The following is a 17,409-nucleotide window of genomic DNA, read 5'->3' on the forward strand; positions in this document are numbered from 1 at the left end:
TCCCCTAAATTCAACAGGAACGGCAATAATTAAGAGTTTGGGAAGAGACGAGCGATTTCTGATTCGTCAAAAACGCCAGCTGGTAGTTCTTCCCCTAATAAGTCGTTATTCCCTTCACCCTTTTGCAGTGCTGTTTCATCACCCCAGACATCTGACAACACATCGCTAAATGCATTTTCGTCTATTGCATTCAGCTCATCCAACGCTTGCTCATTGTCCTGGTTTACTTCTGTGGTATCTGCTGTATCGAAGGTAATACCTCCAAATTCATCTGCTGGGGTTTCTTGCGACTCGCTTACCCCAAAGCCTTGAACGTCAGCATCCACGGTAAATCCTTGAACTAACGCTACTTCTGCAAAGCCATTTGTATGAGGATGTGTCAGCGTTTCATCTTCAGGGTTGTCATCAATGACAACTGCTAACTCATCCTGATATTTCTCTGATTCTGCTTTGGGAAATATACGGTTACCGAGAGCAATATCTGGGTCAAAATGCAAATCCAGCACTTCAATCAGGGTGTCAGCGTCAGGATTCAGCTTGGCAAAGGGCAACATTAACTGCGCTAGTTTTGGTTCTAGCGCGTTAACCACTCCCAGGATGAGGTAAGAAGGTGGCCGCTTCCCTCCATCGGGGGTATAAACTGATTCGACTTCCATGTGCAGGTTAATCCAGTCGCGATTCACTTGGAAGAATTGCAACCACTTTTGCTTTAATGAATCTGTAAAGCTATTAAAAAAAGCCATATTTACCCCATCCTAAGAACTTGGTGATTTATACAATCATCAAGTCTAGTTCCTCTTCTGAATTTACAACCTGGGGTTTTCCCGGATTTAGATAAAAATCGGACAATAAAGAGAACAATTCGCGGTCAGGGGAATCGTTAGGTACAACTCCTTCGGGACACGCCAGAATTTGGTCAGCGATATTGAGATAATAATCGCAAACGTAGTTCAGAGAAGGATCAGACTCTGCCATCTCAAACAATGTCTTACCCTTGACGCGAGAAACACGAATATCTTCAATCAAAGGTAAAACTTCCAGAACTGGCATTGGCACTGCTTCGATATATTTTTCAATCAAGTCGCGCTTGGAGGTGCGGTTGCCAATTAATCCAGCTAGACGCAGTGGATGAGTCCGGGCTTTCTCGCGTACTGAAGCGGCAATGCGATTAGCAGCAAACAAAGCATCAAAGCCATTATCAGTAACAATCAAGCAGTAATCTGCGTAGTTGAGCGGTGCTGCAAAACCTCCGCAAACAACGTCACCTAGAACGTCAAAGAGAATTACATCGTACTCATCAAAGGCGTTGAGTTCTTTAAGTAATTTCACGGTCTCGCCTACGACATAGCCGCCACATCCAGCGCCTGCTGGTGGGCCACCTGCTTCAACGCAATCAACACCACCGTAGCCTTTGTAAATTACGTCTTCTGGCCAGACATCTTCGTAGTGATAGTCTTTTTCCTGGAGAGTGTCGATAATTGTGGGAATCAAAAACCCAGTGAGGGTGAAGGTGCTGTCATGTTTCGGGTCGCAGCCAATTTGCAAAACTTTCTTGCCTCGTTTGGCTAGGGCGACGGATATGTTACAGCTAGTTGTGGATTTGCCGATCCCACCTTTTCCGTAAACTGCTAATTTCACTGTTGTTTGCCTCTTATAGTTTCTTATCAAACTCTTGGCTTAAACATTTTCCTTCACCTAGCCTTAGATGGCGATGCGTGAGGTCTGTTGATGTCATTATTGTCCAAATTACAAGGAAAATAAAGAAGCTTTTAATATGTATAACAGTCTAAGCTGCTGAATTATAACTTAATGGAGATTATTTTCATGAAAGTTAATTTTTAAATCCTACTCAAGCCTAAATATAGCCTATATTAGGTTTTTGTATATTTTTTATATAAAATAAGTTACAAAATACAAAAACCTGTAATCTTGTGTTTTAAATGGTTTTAATCGGATTAGCTTATTGTTAAATCAGTTTATTTGAGGTAATAAAGGCATAGGGTTAAAGCCGAAGAGATATAGGCAGCCCCATGCTGGAAATAACATTGCCATTTGAGGTAGCAGGTAAATTAGCCAGTTTCAACCTAGTTCCAAGATGATTTAATTGCTGCTGATGAGCAAGTAGTTGCAAATCTGTAAAATATTATTAAATTAAAAAATATTCTCTAAAATTGGAACTTTGGGCTGTAGGGCTTTAGCCAGTCAGGAGACATCACCTTAAAGTGCTTCTATTTCTTGTAATGTTTGCCAGCCAGCTTGCCACTGGGAACCATCTTGCAATAATTTGGCGTTGAGCCAGAAGCGGACTTTGGGGTCACAAGCGGCAACCATTTCGGCGTACACCCACTTACCCTGATTTTTTCGGTTGACCACTTGGAAGTGTCGCCAACCATCAACTTTTTGCTGTGCTGTCCACTTAGAACCAACTAAGTAAGGGAATTTTTGCTTTTTAGTCATTGGTCATTGGTCATTTGTCATTGGTCATTTGGAAGAAGGTAGGAATCAGTAATTATTCCTCCTTGTCTTCCTTATTTTCCCAACTAAATTGACTTATGGGAAAAATTAAAAATGATATTTGCGATCGCGTACCCACATACTTACAGGTACAGCTTTACCTTGTGCATTCACTTTCACTTCTACTACTATCGGTTGCGCCTCTCCTGGCTTGATTGGTCGGGCTGCTGAGATATCTTTATTGATATCGTTCCGTTGATCCTCTGGGATGTAGTAAGTTTCCAAACCATAAGAAATTAAATTATAGGCACTGTACCAACCCTGTAAAGATATCTGATTTGCAGCTAGGGAAGTCGGAGGCTGTCCACTCACCCGCACAGGTTTCCAAGCTTGAGGAATAGCAGCACTAGAAGATTTTTGTTCTTCCAAAATTACGTATAACTTGGTTCCTGGTGCTAAAGGCTCGTATTGTTTGTTACTACCAGGATGTTGCTTAACCAAATCTGTCCAACCAGGAAGTTGTTTTAATTTGTCCACACGAGAAATTTCATAACTCAGCGTTACAGAGTAACCACGCAGCAAATCATAAGGATCTACAGGTTGAGTTTGCAAGATAGCGGTTCTACCTGTAAGCAGTGTGTAAACTGATTGGGCTGGTACTCCTAATATTAAAAGTGTTTGAATGAGCAGAGGAACCACAAACCGCCAAAGACTTATCGGTTTTTCTAAAGGTTCATTTTGCAAAAGTAATGCTTGATTAGTTTCCATAAAGGCTAAGAATTACGAATTACGTTGAACGATGAGTTTCAGAAGTTGATGAAGCTGGTAAAGATGATAAATATTTCTCAAACCACAAACCAGCAAAAATTACAGCTACACCGCACAAAACAAAAACTAAGGATTTGAATAATAAGGCGGTCTCGTACTCTAGCATTCGGCTGATAATTTGTAGTGTTATTAATACTATGCCACCCCAAAAAACTCGCCTTTCTCCTAATTCCAGCGCTTCGCGAATTAGTCCGAACCCTAACAGTGCTAAAAGCACATTAAAAGTAAAAATAAGAATGACTGGAATGGGAGTAATTGCTTGATGAACAAAGAGAACTAAAGCAGTAATAAGAATTAAGCAGCCAACAGCGATAGTTTTGAAATCAATTCTCTCGCGGCGTGTTGGACGCATTAAATGCCACCATTGCCATAAGGCTAAAGCTGTAAAAATTACCACATCTATGAGGGGTAACCAAGTTGCAAAAGAGTTATTCCTAACTATATTTTGATAACTATCAGATCGAGCTTCCCACAAAAAATGGAAGGATAGGAAATAAAAAGTAATGCTAAAAAATACTATGGCTAGAGTCCGTGCAAAAGGCTGAAATACTCTAGAAGTAATTTGCCCAAACAGTACATCATCGTAACTCCATAATAATGCTGGTGGAAGCACAAAGGCAGCGATCGCAATCCAAGCTGGAGCATCTGTATATGTTACAACTTGCAGCGAGTTGAGATGGATTTGCCAGAATATCACAAATGCGATCGCTGCACTTCTGAAAATCCAACCGGAACGACACCAGTAAGCTAAAGGTACAAACACTACACCTAAGACTAAAGGCATATGTTTTATTACTAGCTGCGCCCATGTAAAGTCATCTCCGGAAGCAGACCAATATCCTGAAAAATAACCGATTATCGCTAAAATTAGGGCAAGAAGACCCAAGGAAGTTAAGCGTAAACTATACGCCATTAGCAACACAGCAAATCCCCAACCTAAGAACAGTTCATAACTTGAACCGCTAACGTGGAAAGTCTGCGCCAACAGTCCCATATTTGCGCCTATTGTTAACGCGCTTAAGATTAGCAAACCTTCGCCAAAAACCTGTTGGCGGCGTTTTCTACCTCTTGCAGGTTTTCTCCATAAGCTAAAACCTGCAATATTAGTAATTAGGAATAAACTTAAGAGTATTATTAACTTGGCTTCTCTCGTTAAAGCTTGCCAGTTTGCAGCCACAAAAGTGATTACACCCAAGCCTAACAATGTTGCACCCACTGCGATCAAGATAAAAACGAAGCGATCGCGAGCAGCATTTTCTAGCTCGTTAAATTGATACCGTTGTGCCAGTACTTTGTAAAAATCGGCATCAATAAGCCCTTCATCTTGCCATAGTTGCGCTTCTTGGCGCAATTGGCGACGAAAATTATCAAATATCATGATTTTATTTAATGTTGTAAGTGAATGGAATGTAGCACAAAAACTACACTTACCATCTCAAGGAGGCTGATTATATTTTCAGGTTTAATGTTCCGTATTTCGTAATAGTGAGGTATTAAGACAATTTCTTCTCGTCTTTCGTTCCGATGATCGGCGTGTCCTTTTTGAAGAACGGTAATACTACTACTCTATAAAGATGTGAAGACCGATCCAGCTAGTGGCCTCAGTCTTTTTACAATAACGATATAAGAACAAAACTCACTCTTGTTCTGTCTGCAACGGACGCTTGCTTTACCCAAAAAGTATTTCCGCGATGTTCGGAGGGTTGGAAGCTGTCCTCAGACTTGTGTTTACAAATCAGTTTCCTTCTCTCTGTATCTGGAGTGGTTTCTCAAAAAGCTTATGCAACCAACTAATCCTAATCAATTTACAGATAAAGCCTGGGAAGCGATCGCCCATACACCGGATCTCGTTAAACAATATGGACAGCAGCAGATAGAAAGTGAACATCTGCTGAAAGCGCTGTTAGAACAAGATGGACTCAGCAGCAGTATTTTAACTAAAGCGGGCGTTAACCTGCAAAAACTGCGCGATCGCACCGAACAATTTCTGCAACGTCAGCCCAAAGTATCAGGTACCAGTAGTTCTGTATACTTGGGACGAAGCTTGGATACACTTTTAGATCGGGCTGATGGGTATCGCAAAGAGTTTCAAGACGAATATATTTCTATTGAACACTTATTGCTGGCTTATGCCAAAGATGACCGCCTTGGCAAAGGTTTATTCCAAGAATTTGGTTTAGACGAAAGCAAGCTAAAAAATATTATTAAACAAATTCGTGGGAGCCAGAAAGTGACCGACCAAAATCCAGAAGGCAAATACGAAGCACTGGAAAAATATGGGCGCGACCTCACAGAAGCAGCCCGTCAAGGTCAACTTGATCCAGTGATTGGACGTGATGATGAGATTCGCCGCACTATCCAAATTTTGTCACGCCGCACGAAGAATAACCCAGTGTTAATTGGTGAACCAGGTGTTGGTAAAACTGCGATCGCTGAAGGTCTAGCGCAGCGAATTATCAAGGGTGATGTACCCAAATCCCTCGAAAACCGCAAACTAATCGCCCTAGATATGGGTGCTTTGATTGCAGGGGCAAAATTCCGGGGTGAATTTGAAGAACGCCTCAAAGCAGTATTAAAAGAAGTTACCGAATCTCGCGGTAATATTGTTTTATTTATTGATGAAATTCACACCGTTGTCGGCGCTGGTGCAACTCAAGGCGCGATGGACGCTGGTAACTTATTAAAACCAATGTTGGCACGAGGTGAATTGCGCTGTATCGGGGCAACAACTCTCGATGAATACCGCAAATATATCGAAAAAGATGCGGCTCTCGAAAGACGCTTCCAGCAAGTTTATGTAGATCAGCCCAGTGTGGAAGATACTATTTCGATTTTGCGTGGGTTGAGAGAACGCTATGAAAACCATCACGGTGTGAAGATTTCTGATAGTGCTTTAGTTGCAGCCGCTACATTGTCGGATCGATATATTAGCGATCGCTTCTTACCAGATAAAGCGATCGACTTGGTAGATGAAGCCGCCGCTAGGCTGAAAATGGAGATTACCTCCAAGCCAGAAGAACTTGACGAAATTGACCGCAAGATTCTGCAATTGCAAATGGAGAGGTTGTCTCTGCAAAAAGAAAGTGATGCAGCTTCTCGCGAACGTCTAGAAAGAATAGAAAAAGAAATTGCTGATCTCCAAGAAGATCAAAGAACGCTAAACGCTCAATGGCAGTCTGAAAAAGATATCATTGACAAAATTCAGGCTGTTAAAAAAGAGATTGAACGCGTTAACTTGGAGATTGAGCAAGCAGAACGCGACTACGACCTCAATCGAGCTGCGGAGTTGAAATACGGCAAATTAACCGATTTGCATCGTCGATTAGAAGCAGCAGAAACTGAATTGGCAAATGCCCAAAGAAGTGGGAAATCACTGTTGCGGGAGGAAGTCACTGAAGGTGATATTGCCGAAATTATTTCTAAGTGGACAGGGATTCCGATTAGCAAGTTAGTGGAATCAGAGAAAGAGAAACTGCTGCACTTAGAAGATGAACTACACCGTCGGGTAATTGGACAAGAAGAAGCAGTCACAGCTGTAGCGGATGCAATTCAGCGATCGCGTGCTGGATTAGCTGATCCTAATCGTCCCATTGCTAGCTTTGTTTTCCTTGGCCCTACGGGTGTCGGTAAAACCGAATTAGCGAAAGCACTTGCGGCGTATATGTTCGACACCGAAGACGCGTTGGTGCGGATTGATATGTCGGAGTATATGGAAAAACACGCTGTTTCTCGTTTAATTGGTGCGCCTCCCGGATATGTAGGTTACGAAGAAGGCGGACAACTAACGGAAGCGATTCGGCGTCGTCCTTACTCGGTAATTCTCTTCGACGAAATTGAGAAAGCACACCCGGATGTATTCAACATCTTCTTGCAAATTCTTGATGATGGTCGCGTCACTGATGCCCAAGGTCATAAGGTGGACTTTAAGAACGCTATTATCATCATGACCAGCAACATCGGTTCTCAGTACATTCTCGATATAGCTGGGGATAACGCACAATACGACGAAATGCGCCGTCGGGTAATGGAAGCGATGCGAAATAGCTTCCGTCCAGAATTCCTGAACCGGATTGACGAAATTATCATCTTCCATGCTTTGGATAAGAAGGAATTACGGCAAATTGTGCTGTTGCAAGTTGAGAGACTGCGGCAAAGACTTAGCGATCGCAAAATTTCTCTCAGACTCTCAGATATTGCTCTTGACTTTTTAGCTGAAGTAGGATATGATCCTGTATTTGGGGCGCGTCCATTGAAGCGGGCAATTCAGCGGGAGTTGGAAACACAGATTGCGAAAGCCATTTTGCGCGGCGAATTTAATGATGGTGATACCATCTTTGTCGATGTGCAGAATGAACGTCTTTCTTTTAGCCGTTTGCCTGTTGAGGTGTTTAGCAGTTAATTCTAACGTGAGTTCGACAAACCTCTCCCTGCCTTGAACTAAAGTTCAAGTCTGTCCCTCTCCGAGTCGGAGAGGGATAGTTTTGGGTAGTAAAACCAGGGAGAGGTTTATTTATTAAGCTAATTAGGCGCTTACTACATGAGCTATCGAACTCACGTTAATTCTAGGATCAGGCCACCTAAAGAGAATTATGAGCGGCGGAATCCGCCGCTCATAACTTTTCAAGACAGAAGCGCAGAGAAGGTTTTCGCGTTTTTGTGTGATATCAGAACTCATCACTAATGAAAAGGCAATGAAAAGGCGATCGCAATTACAGTCCTTGGGCTGGAAAACAGACTTCAATTGCCTGTTCTACTAAATCCAGTCCTTGGGAAACCACAGTATGACGCCAAACTTGATCCGCTGGTGCAAATATCTCCACTAGTCGCTGGCGTGTCCGCTCTCTAGATGGGTGATCTGGCGGTGAAAAGAAGTGAGCGCGGTTCTCTGCCCGCAATGCTTCAACTACCTCAATAACAGGGTATGTGCCAAACTCTGCTGTGAAAAATTTGTATTTGCATTGAGGAAACATTGCTTGACACCAAGTTCCTAAACCACCGCGAATTATGTAAGCATTGCCCCCCGGCTGATAAGTTTCCACTACATCAGAGCCAAAGTTCTCAATCGCCCACTTGACAGTCTCTGAATCTGGTAAATTGTCAATGAAAAGTTTATATGTTGCCTTTTTACCCAATCCAGTGTGGAAGTCAATGTGTACAACGTCTGTAGCATTCCCTAACCACCGAGGGAGATTCGCTGCCAAGATTCGATAAGTCTGAGATTGGCTATTTCCACCAAAGAATAGGCCTTGAGGAAAGTCGTATTGTCCTACGGGTAGGGTATTCTTCAAGGTAGTAAAACCGTAGCGGAGAATGGTGGCGATCGCTTTAACGAGAAAAGGCTCAAAACTCGATGGTGGTGAAGTCGGGTTAAAAAAGGCATTGAAATCACTGTACTTTTCTGGACTACCTGTGTACTCTTCATCCGGTAGCAGAAAGTTGCGATTAAGGTCAATGTTATTTTCATTCCACCGCCGTCGCCACGCAAATCCATAGGGGTTTAAAGCGTGTAATAGCACCAAAGCTGCCCCCTGAACCGAACCCCAACCAAGAAGACGATCCTCTAGCAAGGCACACTGGACGGCAGAACCAAAGAATCCTTCCACGCCATGCAGTCCACTGGAAACAACTACAACTTGCTGAGGATTAGGGTCTCCCAGAATCGCTACATCAATGGTGAGGTCTTCGCCATCTGGGCCAGTTTGATTAATTGGGTATGCTTCCAAGCGACATCCCAGCGCCTGCGCCGAGGTACGGAAGCGATATCGCGCTGTAGCATAATTCGGACTGTAGGCGGTGGCGTAGGACACAACGCTTTTCTCAGTTGAGTACATTACATTACTGATTTTCTGACAAGAGTGTCAGACATTTTTACAAGCTCCTTCGGGGCGGGAACAGGGGACAGAAGAGAAAACCAGACCCAAAACAAGGTTTGAACCCGTACGTCCCGCGGCGCTAACACCCCTTGTGAGCGAAAAATCTTTATTTCTCAAGGCAGGTAGAAACCCCGCTCCTTGTGGGCGGCTTAGTTTCCCTTATTCCCTGTCCCCTGTCCCCTGTTCCCTTTCATCACTGACCCTTGACTAAAATTGGTCTTTCATTCCCCGAATACGAGCAAAGGTTTGCACCGGATCGCTACTTTTGACAGCTGACTGTAATGATGGTTGTTCCCAACGTAAAAAGGGATTGGTAAGCTTCTCTACTCCTAGCAACGAAGGAACAGTAGCTTCTCCTCGACTACGGTACGCCTTTACTTCATCGAAGCGCCTTTGTAAATCGGTGTTGTTGCCGTCTACGGTAAGAGCAAATTGCAAATTTTTTAAAGTGTATTCGTGAGCGCACCAGATCCGTGTATCATCGGGTAGCGATCGCAGTTTGCTCAAAGATTCCACCATTTGCGTCGGTGTCCCTTCAAATAAACGACCGCAACCGCCAGCAAATAGGGTATCACCACAAAATAAATCACCTGTCTCACCACTTCTTTCCGGGGGAAAGTAGTAAGCGATATGAGCGCGGGTATGCCCAGGAACAAAGACGATTTCAGCTGTGCGGTCTGCAAACTCGACGCGATCGCCTTGTTCCAGAAACACCTGCTGTCCTGGAATTCTCCCACGATCTTCAGCTCCCCCATAAACTGTCACTTCAGGGAATTGTTGTATTAACTGCTTATTGCCACCTACATGATCGTTATGATGGTGTGTATTGAAAATTGCTACTAACTCAGCCTTGAGTTCTGACAGTTTTTTTAATACTGGTTTAGCCTCTGCTGGATCAACAACTGCGGCAATATTTTGTTTATGGTCGTGCAGTAAGAATATGTAATTGTCCGATAGTGCTTCAAGACGGATTATCTGCATCTCTCTGCCTCCCTCAAAAAAAAATAAATCTTTAGTATCGATTAACAATCCTCACAGCCTCAGCAAGTTACAAGGCTAACTGCACAGATACTTTAGTTTATTATATCTGTAATGCATCATTTACCATGATACTATACAACCGTAGTAATACGGTAAATATCTAGTGAAAAAGCTTATTTACTCCATATTTCTCAGTGAATTTCCTCTAGGAATAACCCTAAATATGAAGTTAGATTGATTTTGTTATTTACTCCTCTCAAGATAGCAAATATTCTGTCTTTTTTTCTATAAATAGAATATTCCAATTGTTAGCAAAATTAGCTAGGTTTAGTAATTAAAAAACATACTTTATTCTATAAGATGAAGCGAATATCATAACTTGTAATTACAACTATTATTAAACTCAAAAAAAAAACTTTGTAACTTATGGTACAAAAGACTAGAGGATTTATCACCATTTTAACTGGACTTTACTCTTTTCAAGATTGCGTTCATTTTTTAGCAGCCATCAGGAAATTTCATCAAGAACCAATCATTATTTTAATAGATAGCGTTCCTAAGCTTCTTTATCCTTTACTCAAGGCTTTCAAAAATGTAACTTTAAAACCAGCCCCTGCAAATGAAAATACTGTTTTAGCATCAAGGCAAGCAAAACTAGCTCTATATGCAGCTTCTGATTTTGAGAAAACGATTTATCTAGATTCAGATATTTGCTTACTTTCTAATATAAATGATGTGTTTGAGTATTTAGATGAATATGATTTTTTGTTAACAGAAGATGTGCAACCATTTATCTCTAAAGCCACAAATTTATTGCGAGGTAACCAACAAGACCTTTTACCCAATGTTTTGCCAATTCTACAATCGGTGGGTCTACCACTACAAGAAGATAGTGTGCAGTATAATGGCGGTTTTATCGCTTTTCGTAAAACGGAAATAACACAGAATTTTTTTGACGAATTTCAACAAAATTTCGAGATTGTTAAAAATAATCAAGATAAATTGCTTTTAAAAGACCAAGGGGCTTTTGCGTCAGCGATCGCATCTGTACACCCAAAAATGAAAATACTACCACCTACATATAACTATCTTAGTAAGTGGCAGGACGCTTACAATATCCAAGAGAAAATTAAAGTACTTCATTGTACGTATCCTTACAGGCCTCAATATGCTAAAAATGTTACGCGTTCTTTGTATACTAGAATATTTGACAGATTCGCTAAAGTATTTTTACCGAATCAAGTTACAAATCCTTGGCGAACCAAATAAAAATAAGTAAGAAATAGTGAAAAACTTTTCTAAAGTATCACTGTTAGTTTCTGACTTATCAAGTGCAGCGATTCTACGTGCATACTTGATAGGAACATCTCTAAAAAGCTTAGGAATAGATGTGGAAATTATCGGATTTTTATTTGGTAAAAATCTATATCGAAATTTGCCACCAGATTTAAATGTATATGATTTTCCTGGTAAAGATTTCCCGGCTTTTCTTGGAGAAATTCGCAAAATTTTACCAAAAATTAACGGAGATATAATTTATGCAATTAAACCACAAACAACAAGTTTCGGAGTAGCACTCTTAAAGAAGCTATATAGTAAAAAACCAGTAATTTTAGATATAGATGATTGGGAACTTAGCTGGTATGGTGGCGATGATTGGCATTATCATCCTACACCCAAACAATTATATAGAGAATTATTAAAAGCAAATGGCGCGCTAAGGAATCCTCATCATCCTTTGTACGTCAAATGGATGGAAGGTTGGGTAAGTTGGGCTAACGCCGTGACAGTGCATACTAAATTTTTACAGCAGCGTTTTGGCGGTATATTGGTTCCCAACGGCAAAGATACCTCCTTGTTTGACCCCATTCAATACGATTCTGAGTCTAGTAGAAATCGCTATGGTTTATCTGAATATCGAATTTTAATGTTTCCTGGTGCGCCAAGACCTTATAAAGGTTTAGAAGATGTTCTCATAGCACTGGATAAAATTAATCAACCAGACTTAAAACTGGTGATTGTAGGGGGCAGTCCTTATGATGATTATGATGAACAACTTCAGCAACAGTGGGGACGCTGGATTATCAAATTACCAAAGTACCCAGCCGATGTCATCCCTGATTTAATAGCAGCAGCTCACATCGTTGTTGTTCCTCAGCGAGATACTCTAGAAACTCGCGCACAATTTCCTTTAAAGTTGACAGACGGCATGGCAATGGCTAAACCTGTATTATCAACACGTGTTGGAGATATTCCAGAAATTTTAGGTGATACTGGTTATTTAGTTGAGCCTGCTTGCCCTGAACAAATTGCTGAACAAATTCAATTTATATTCCAGGATTTAGAGTCAGCAAACCAGAAAGGAATTAAAGCAAGAGAAAGATGTATCAAACACTATAGTACAGAGGCAATGGCTTCTACGCTCAAGTCGATAATTGCTAGGTTATAAATAATCACAAAGGATATTTGTATGTGAAATTAATTAACTATGTTAAAAATCAAAATTAAATAATAAAAAAAGGTTTTATACTTTATTGTAAACCAAAAGTTTGTTTTTTTGAAAGTGAGAGAAACTGATGCCTTTTTGGAACTATCTATGTTGCAATGCAGCCAAGGCATCGTTCTTATTTTTTTATCTGAGCGTTAGTTAATTTATACAGCAATTAGTGAATAATATTAATAATAAATTCTCATAAGATATCCGATGTCTACCAGGAAGTTACTAGTAAGATTTGCCAAACCCTATCCAGCTTTAATTCTACTGACGATATTGTTAGGATTTTCTGGAGCTTTATTTAATGGAGTTAGCACTGCTCTCATCGTGCCAGTAGTTTTAAAAATTGTGGGGCAAGAAGTAGATTTAAGCAATGCTCCTCCAATTCTCAAAACGATTATGTCTCCGTTTGATAATATTCCAAACAATTACCGTATAGGGGTAATGTCTGGAGCAATTATATTAACAATTTTATTAAAAAATTTAGCTACTTATGCCAGCTCATTAGCATCAAGCTCTTTAACGCGGAAGCTGACAGCAGATATGCGGGAAGCGGGATTAAAACTATTACTAGAAATTGATATAGATTATTATGCCAAAACAAAGGTGGGTGATTTAATTAACCGCCTTGGTGGAGAAATTGGACGTGCTGCAAGTGCTGTAGGCAGTACAGTCAAGATAGTTATACTGGGGATTACAATTTTAGTTTTTGTCGGGTTATTACTGTCAATTTCTTGGCAGTTAACAGTTGCTGCTACGCTTTTACTTTCATTAGTGACTTTAGTCAATCAGTATGCAATTTCCCGTTCGAGAAATTTTGGTAAGCAACTCAGTGAAATGTCTAAAGCATATTCTATTTCTGTATTAGAAACCCTAAACGGGATTCGATTGGTTAAATCAACAGGAAATGAAGAAAAAGAATATCAGCGGATTAAAAAACTAATTCGCGCTCGCGAAAAAGCAGATTTTGAATCTCAAGTAAATTCCGAAGTGATCGCACCTTTGAGTGAGGTTATGGGAATTACAGCTTTACTGCTAATAGTATTTTTAAGTAAAACTTTCTTTGCTGACCAAGTTGCTTCATTTTCAGCTGTTCTGCTGACATATTTATTAGTGCTGCTGCGATTACTGCCATTAATTTCTCAGTTAAATACTATTCGCAGTAATTTTGCTAGTACCGCTAGTAGTGTAGATACGGTAAACGAGTTTTTGAGCTTAGATCATAAGCCGTTTATGGGCAACGGTAAGCTTCCTTACACCAAGTTACAAAAGGAAATACATTTTAATTCTCTTTCGTTTGCCTACCCTAGTCATGAGAAATTAGTGCTAAAAGATGTGGATTTATATTTACCGCGTGGCACTACCTTAGCACTAGTGGGCGGTTCTGGTGCGGGTAAATCTACTTTGGCAGACCTCTTGCCGAGATTTTATGATCCTATCTCAGGCAGTATCACTATTGATGGCATTGATTTGCGTGAGTTCGATATCATATCCCTGCGTAAGCGAATGGGAATTGTTAGTCAAGATACGTTTCTCTTCAATGATTCTGTAAGGAATAACATTGCCTATGGACGATCGCAGGCTACAGAAGATGAAATTATTACAGCAGCGAAGCAGGCTAATGCCTATGAATTCATTAGCAAATTGCCTCAAGAATTTAATACCTTAATTGGCGATCGCGGCGTGATGTTGTCTGGAGGGCAAAGACAAAGATTAGCGATCGCCCGCGCACTGCTACAAAATCCAGACATTCTGATATTAGATGAAGCTACTAGTGCTTTAGATACTGTTTCCGAACGATTGGTACAAACTGCACTCGATAATCTCAGCCGTGATCGTACAACTTTAGTAATTGCTCACCGCCTTTCCACAGTTCAAAAAGCCGATCAAATTGCCGTATTAGATCAAGGACGTGTCGTAGAAATAGGAACTCATGAAGAACTATTACAGAAGGGTGGTTACTACTCACGCCTGTACTCAATGCAATTTAGCGATCGCCCTAATAAAAACTCGACTGAAGTAAAAATCCTTAAGGCAATACGTCTATACTCAAAAAAATTTGCTGATAGCCCAGAAGCTGTTACCAAACGCAACCAAAGTTTGCTCCGTATCTCTCACGAAATACGAACACAATTAAATTCAATGATTGGGTTCCTACGTTTATTACTTGATGATCTAGTCGATAATTCCCAAGAACGGCAGGAATTAATTGAAGAATCTTACAAATCTGCCTGGAGGATTCTTAATACTATCGATGTTTTTGACGATGTTGTTAATCAGCAAATCAAGGGTAAATTCTTGTCAATTTCTGAGCAAAATCAGAATTTTGCAAGCAGCAATTATGAAACATTTAATCATATATCTGTTGAGTTTCGGACTTGTCTTAATCCCATACTCAGTTCTCTCCGCTCTCTAGCTGACAATTTAATACACGAGATTCCAAAACAAAATCAAATAATTAAAGAAAATTACGAATACGGTATATATTTACTCGATAATTTAGAAAAATTTGAGAATAATATTCTTAGTTAAAATTATGAAAAATCTTGATTTAAAAAAACATTATATTTTTTTCATTGGTGAAGAGTTACCCCAGCCAGAGGCTCATTTAGTACAGTCTACTAATGCAGCTAATGCAGCCGCTAATTTAGGATACTCAACAGTTTTGGTATACCTTCAGAAAGGATTAAAGGCTATTAAACCAGCTAATCTAGCTCGTCCTTTTCAACCTAGAGAAACACCAACAGAACTTGTTAAATATTATAATCTTCATGACAAATTAAAAGTTGTTCCCTTACCAATGCCTTGGCCAATTGACAATTTTCGGAGCAAATTCACCGACTCTAACACTATTGCTAGTAAATATTATTTACCTTTCCATATACTTCCGACTACCAAACTTGTCCATAGTCGCAACTGGAATTTTGTAAAAGCTGCTATTAAAAATGGTGTTCCCGCAATTTATGAACACCATCACCATGAAGATAAACCATTTGAGTTAGAAATTGTCAATAATCCCCTGTTGCAAATTGCTGTCACAGTTGTAGATAGTATCCGCGAAACTATGATTGCAAATGGTATGCCAGAAGATAAAGTGATTAGGCTGCACAATGGTTTCAACCGCTTATTTATGCAAAGACAGCCAGAAAAAGCAGCAGAATGGCGCCAGAAATTGCTCAGTAATGAACGTTCGTATTTAGTAGTATATGCGGGAGCGCTACAACAATTTAAAGGGATTGATGTACTAATTGATGTTGCTATTAAAATGCCAAATGTGCAATTTGTTTGTGCAGGAGGTAAGCCACCAGAAGTCGAACACTATCAGCAATTAACAAAAGAGAAGCAGGTTCAAAATATTACATTTTTGGGCTATGTCTTACATCATGAGTTAGCATCTTTGCTACAAGCAGCAGATATTTTAGCTCATCCCCATTGTTCAGGTAAAGCAGCAACTTTCACATCTCCACTGAAGCTGTTTGATTACTTCGCTTCTGGAACTCCCATTGTAGCCACAGAAATTCCATCATTAATTGAGTTTAAGGATACGCGAGCGATCGCTGCTTGGTGTGAACCAGATAACTCCCACAAATTTGCTGAATGTCTAAAGCAAGTTTTAGAAACTCATCCCAGAAAAATAGAGGGTTATTCAGATAGTATCGAGTTTGTCAAGCAATTTTCTTGGGAAAATCGAGCAGCAAAAATTCTCAGTTACGTTGAGGAATCTCTACGTCCCTTACTTATTACATAAGTGAGAATACAGCGAAAAGCTAATCACTAGAACTTAATTAAAAGTGAAAAATAACAAATAACCAAAATAAAATGACTATAAAAACTGTAGGTATGATTAGCAGCTATGGAGGACTTGAAGAAAGAGCCGATTGGCTGTGGCAACAGACTCAAAATCAATTTGGTATTTGGGGCAATATGCAAATGTTAGCAACAGCCAATCAACCAGATTTTCTGCTGATGTATCAGTTTGATTTTCCTCAAGAATCGCCAAAAAACTCTTGGTTATATCAGTTTCGCAAACAGCAGAATAAATCAACAGCAAATATCGATTCTTTACTTCGTGGTGTTGATAAAAAACAGATTATTTATTTACTAAGAGAACCGCCTTTAGACGAAATTGTCGGCATCACTCAACATAATTATCAACAAGCCCAGCAGTATTGTGGGTACGTTTCTGGGCCTGATGATTTTGCTCCCACTCCTGATTATATGCCTGCTATTTGGTATCACTCAAATTCCTTTCAGGATTTAAACGAAATGCCATGTCCTCAAAAGGTTGCCCCATGTAGCTGGATTACTTCTGGAGTTAGCCGCACCGTTAACCATCGTCAACGGTTGAATTTTTTACAATCCTTACAATCTAGCAGCATTAAGTTTGATTTGTATGGACGCAATTTACCTGCATGGGCGAAAACTTCGGGAGAATTAGGTAATAAGTGGTATGGGATGGCTCCCTATTATTACAATCTGTCGATTGAAAACTATGCTGATAATAATTGGTATGTAAGTGAGAAACTTTGGGATGCACTGCTTGCTTGGTGTTTGCCAATTTATTATGGTGGGCCAGCTGCTGATAGATTATTGCCACCTGGGAGTTTTTTAAGATTGCCTAGCTTAGATGAAAAAGGCATCGCTTACATCCAAGAAGTGACAGCTACTCCTGATGCTTGGTATGCTGCCAAAGATGCGATCGCAGAAGCGCGTCAGATCATCTTACACAAGTTAAATCTACTAAACTGGTTATCAAACTTTGTTGATCAACACTCATAA

13 protein-coding genes are annotated in these 17,409 nt (G+C 40.2%); 6 read left to right on the forward strand and 7 right to left on the reverse strand.

The window, feature by feature from the left end:
* Positions 1–29 precede the first annotated feature (29 nt).
* The 5 genes from WKK05_RS27455 to WKK05_RS27475 form a co-directional block, all read right to left on the reverse strand.
* Positions 30–743, reverse strand: a complete 714-nt coding sequence (locus tag WKK05_RS27455) for a DUF5331 domain-containing protein (RefSeq protein WP_341526191.1) — start codon at positions 741–743, stop codon at positions 30–32.
* Positions 744–771: 28 nt separating this feature from the next.
* On the reverse strand, positions 772–1,638 hold the full coding sequence (gene bchL / locus WKK05_RS27460) for a ferredoxin:protochlorophyllide reductase (ATP-dependent) iron-sulfur ATP-binding protein (RefSeq protein ID WP_341526192.1): 867 nt from the start codon (positions 1,636–1,638) through the stop codon (positions 772–774).
* Positions 1,639–2,217: 579 nt separating this feature from the next.
* Positions 2,218–2,457 carry a TIGR02450 family Trp-rich protein gene (locus WKK05_RS27465; RefSeq protein WP_322658987.1) on the reverse strand — a complete coding sequence of 80 codons (240 nt, stop codon included), beginning with the start codon at positions 2,455–2,457 and terminating at the stop codon, positions 2,218–2,220.
* Positions 2,458–2,562: 105 nt separating this feature from the next.
* Positions 2,563–3,222: a GDYXXLXY domain-containing protein gene (locus WKK05_RS27470; protein WP_341526193.1), complete on the reverse strand. Its 660-nt coding sequence runs from the start codon at positions 3,220–3,222 to the stop codon at positions 2,563–2,565.
* Positions 3,223–3,241: 19 nt separating this feature from the next.
* Positions 3,242–4,660, reverse strand: a complete 1,419-nt coding sequence (locus WKK05_RS27475; protein ID WP_341526194.1) for a DUF2157 domain-containing protein — start codon at positions 4,658–4,660, stop codon at positions 3,242–3,244.
* 402 nt (positions 4,661–5,062) lie between these two features.
* On the opposite strand from WKK05_RS27475, the gene clpB reads away from it, so the two are divergent.
* A complete protein-coding gene (clpB, locus tag WKK05_RS27480; RefSeq protein ID WP_341526195.1) occupies positions 5,063–7,681 on the forward strand; it encodes an ATP-dependent chaperone ClpB in 2,619 nt (872 codons plus the stop codon).
* Between the two features lie 310 nt (positions 7,682–7,991).
* On the opposite strand, the gene WKK05_RS27485 is transcribed toward clpB, so the two are convergent.
* Both WKK05_RS27485 and gloB read right to left on the reverse strand, forming a co-directional pair.
* The gene (locus WKK05_RS27485) at positions 7,992–9,089 is read right to left on the reverse strand and encodes a DUF2817 domain-containing protein (RefSeq protein WP_341526196.1); all 1,098 of its coding nucleotides are present in this window, start codon (positions 9,087–9,089) and stop codon (positions 7,992–7,994) included.
* Between the two features lie 273 nt (positions 9,090–9,362).
* Positions 9,363–10,136 (reverse strand): hydroxyacylglutathione hydrolase, encoded by a 774-nt coding sequence (gene gloB / locus WKK05_RS27490; RefSeq protein ID WP_341526197.1) that lies wholly within the window; start codon positions 10,134–10,136, stop codon positions 9,363–9,365.
* Positions 10,137–10,562: 426 nt separating this feature from the next.
* Between gloB and WKK05_RS27495 the strand changes: the two genes are divergently transcribed.
* From WKK05_RS27495 to WKK05_RS27515, 5 genes are all read left to right on the forward strand, one after another.
* Complete coding sequence (locus WKK05_RS27495; RefSeq protein ID WP_341526198.1) at positions 10,563–11,405, forward strand: putative nucleotide-diphospho-sugar transferase; 843 nt, start codon at positions 10,563–10,565, stop codon at positions 11,403–11,405.
* 16 nt (positions 11,406–11,421) lie between these two features.
* On the forward strand, positions 11,422–12,585 hold the full coding sequence (locus WKK05_RS27500; RefSeq protein ID WP_341526199.1) for a glycosyltransferase family 4 protein: 1,164 nt from the start codon (positions 11,422–11,424) through the stop codon (positions 12,583–12,585).
* A 255-nt stretch (positions 12,586–12,840) separates the two neighbouring features.
* Positions 12,841–15,162, forward strand: coding sequence for an ABC transporter ATP-binding protein (locus WKK05_RS27505; protein WP_341526200.1), 2,322 nt, complete (start codon positions 12,841–12,843; stop codon positions 15,160–15,162).
* A gap of 4 nt (positions 15,163–15,166) precedes the next feature.
* Positions 15,167–16,378, forward strand: a complete 1,212-nt coding sequence (locus tag WKK05_RS27510) for a glycosyltransferase family 4 protein (protein ID WP_341526201.1) — start codon at positions 15,167–15,169, stop codon at positions 16,376–16,378.
* A 71-nt stretch (positions 16,379–16,449) separates the two neighbouring features.
* Positions 16,450–17,409 (forward strand): glycosyltransferase family 10, encoded by a 960-nt coding sequence (locus WKK05_RS27515; protein WP_341526202.1) that lies wholly within the window; start codon positions 16,450–16,452, stop codon positions 17,407–17,409.

The sequence above is a fragment of the Nostoc sp. UHCC 0302 genome (assembly GCF_038096175.1).
Classification (GTDB): domain Bacteria; phylum Cyanobacteriota; class Cyanobacteriia; order Cyanobacteriales; family Nostocaceae; genus UHCC-0302.

Bases quoted from the DNA above. Each gene is read 5' to 3' on its own strand.
- WKK05_RS27465 (WP_322658987.1), bottom strand. From the start codon at position 2,457: ATGACTAAAAAGCAAAAATTCCCTTACTTAGTTGGTTCTAAGTGGACA.
- WKK05_RS27455 (WP_341526191.1), bottom strand. From the start codon at position 743: ATGGCTTTTTTTAATAGCTTTACAGATTCATTAAAGCAAAAGTGGTTG.
- WKK05_RS27470 (WP_341526193.1), bottom strand. From the start codon at position 3,222: ATGGAAACTAATCAAGCATTACTTTTGCAAAATGAACCTTTAGAAAAA.
- WKK05_RS27510 (WP_341526201.1), top strand. From the start codon at position 15,167: ATGAAAAATCTTGATTTAAAAAAACATTATATTTTTTTCATTGGTGAA.
- WKK05_RS27475 (WP_341526194.1), bottom strand. From the start codon at position 4,660: ATGATATTTGATAATTTTCGTCGCCAATTGCGCCAAGAAGCGCAACTA.
- WKK05_RS27495 (WP_341526198.1), top strand. From the start codon at position 10,563: ATGGTACAAAAGACTAGAGGATTTATCACCATTTTAACTGGACTTTAC.
- WKK05_RS27505 (WP_341526200.1), top strand. From the start codon at position 12,841: ATGTCTACCAGGAAGTTACTAGTAAGATTTGCCAAACCCTATCCAGCT.
- clpB (WP_341526195.1), top strand. From the start codon at position 5,063: ATGCAACCAACTAATCCTAATCAATTTACAGATAAAGCCTGGGAAGCG.
- gloB (WP_341526197.1), bottom strand. From the start codon at position 10,136: ATGCAGATAATCCGTCTTGAAGCACTATCGGACAATTACATATTCTTA.
- WKK05_RS27515 (WP_341526202.1), top strand. From the start codon at position 16,450: ATGACTATAAAAACTGTAGGTATGATTAGCAGCTATGGAGGACTTGAA.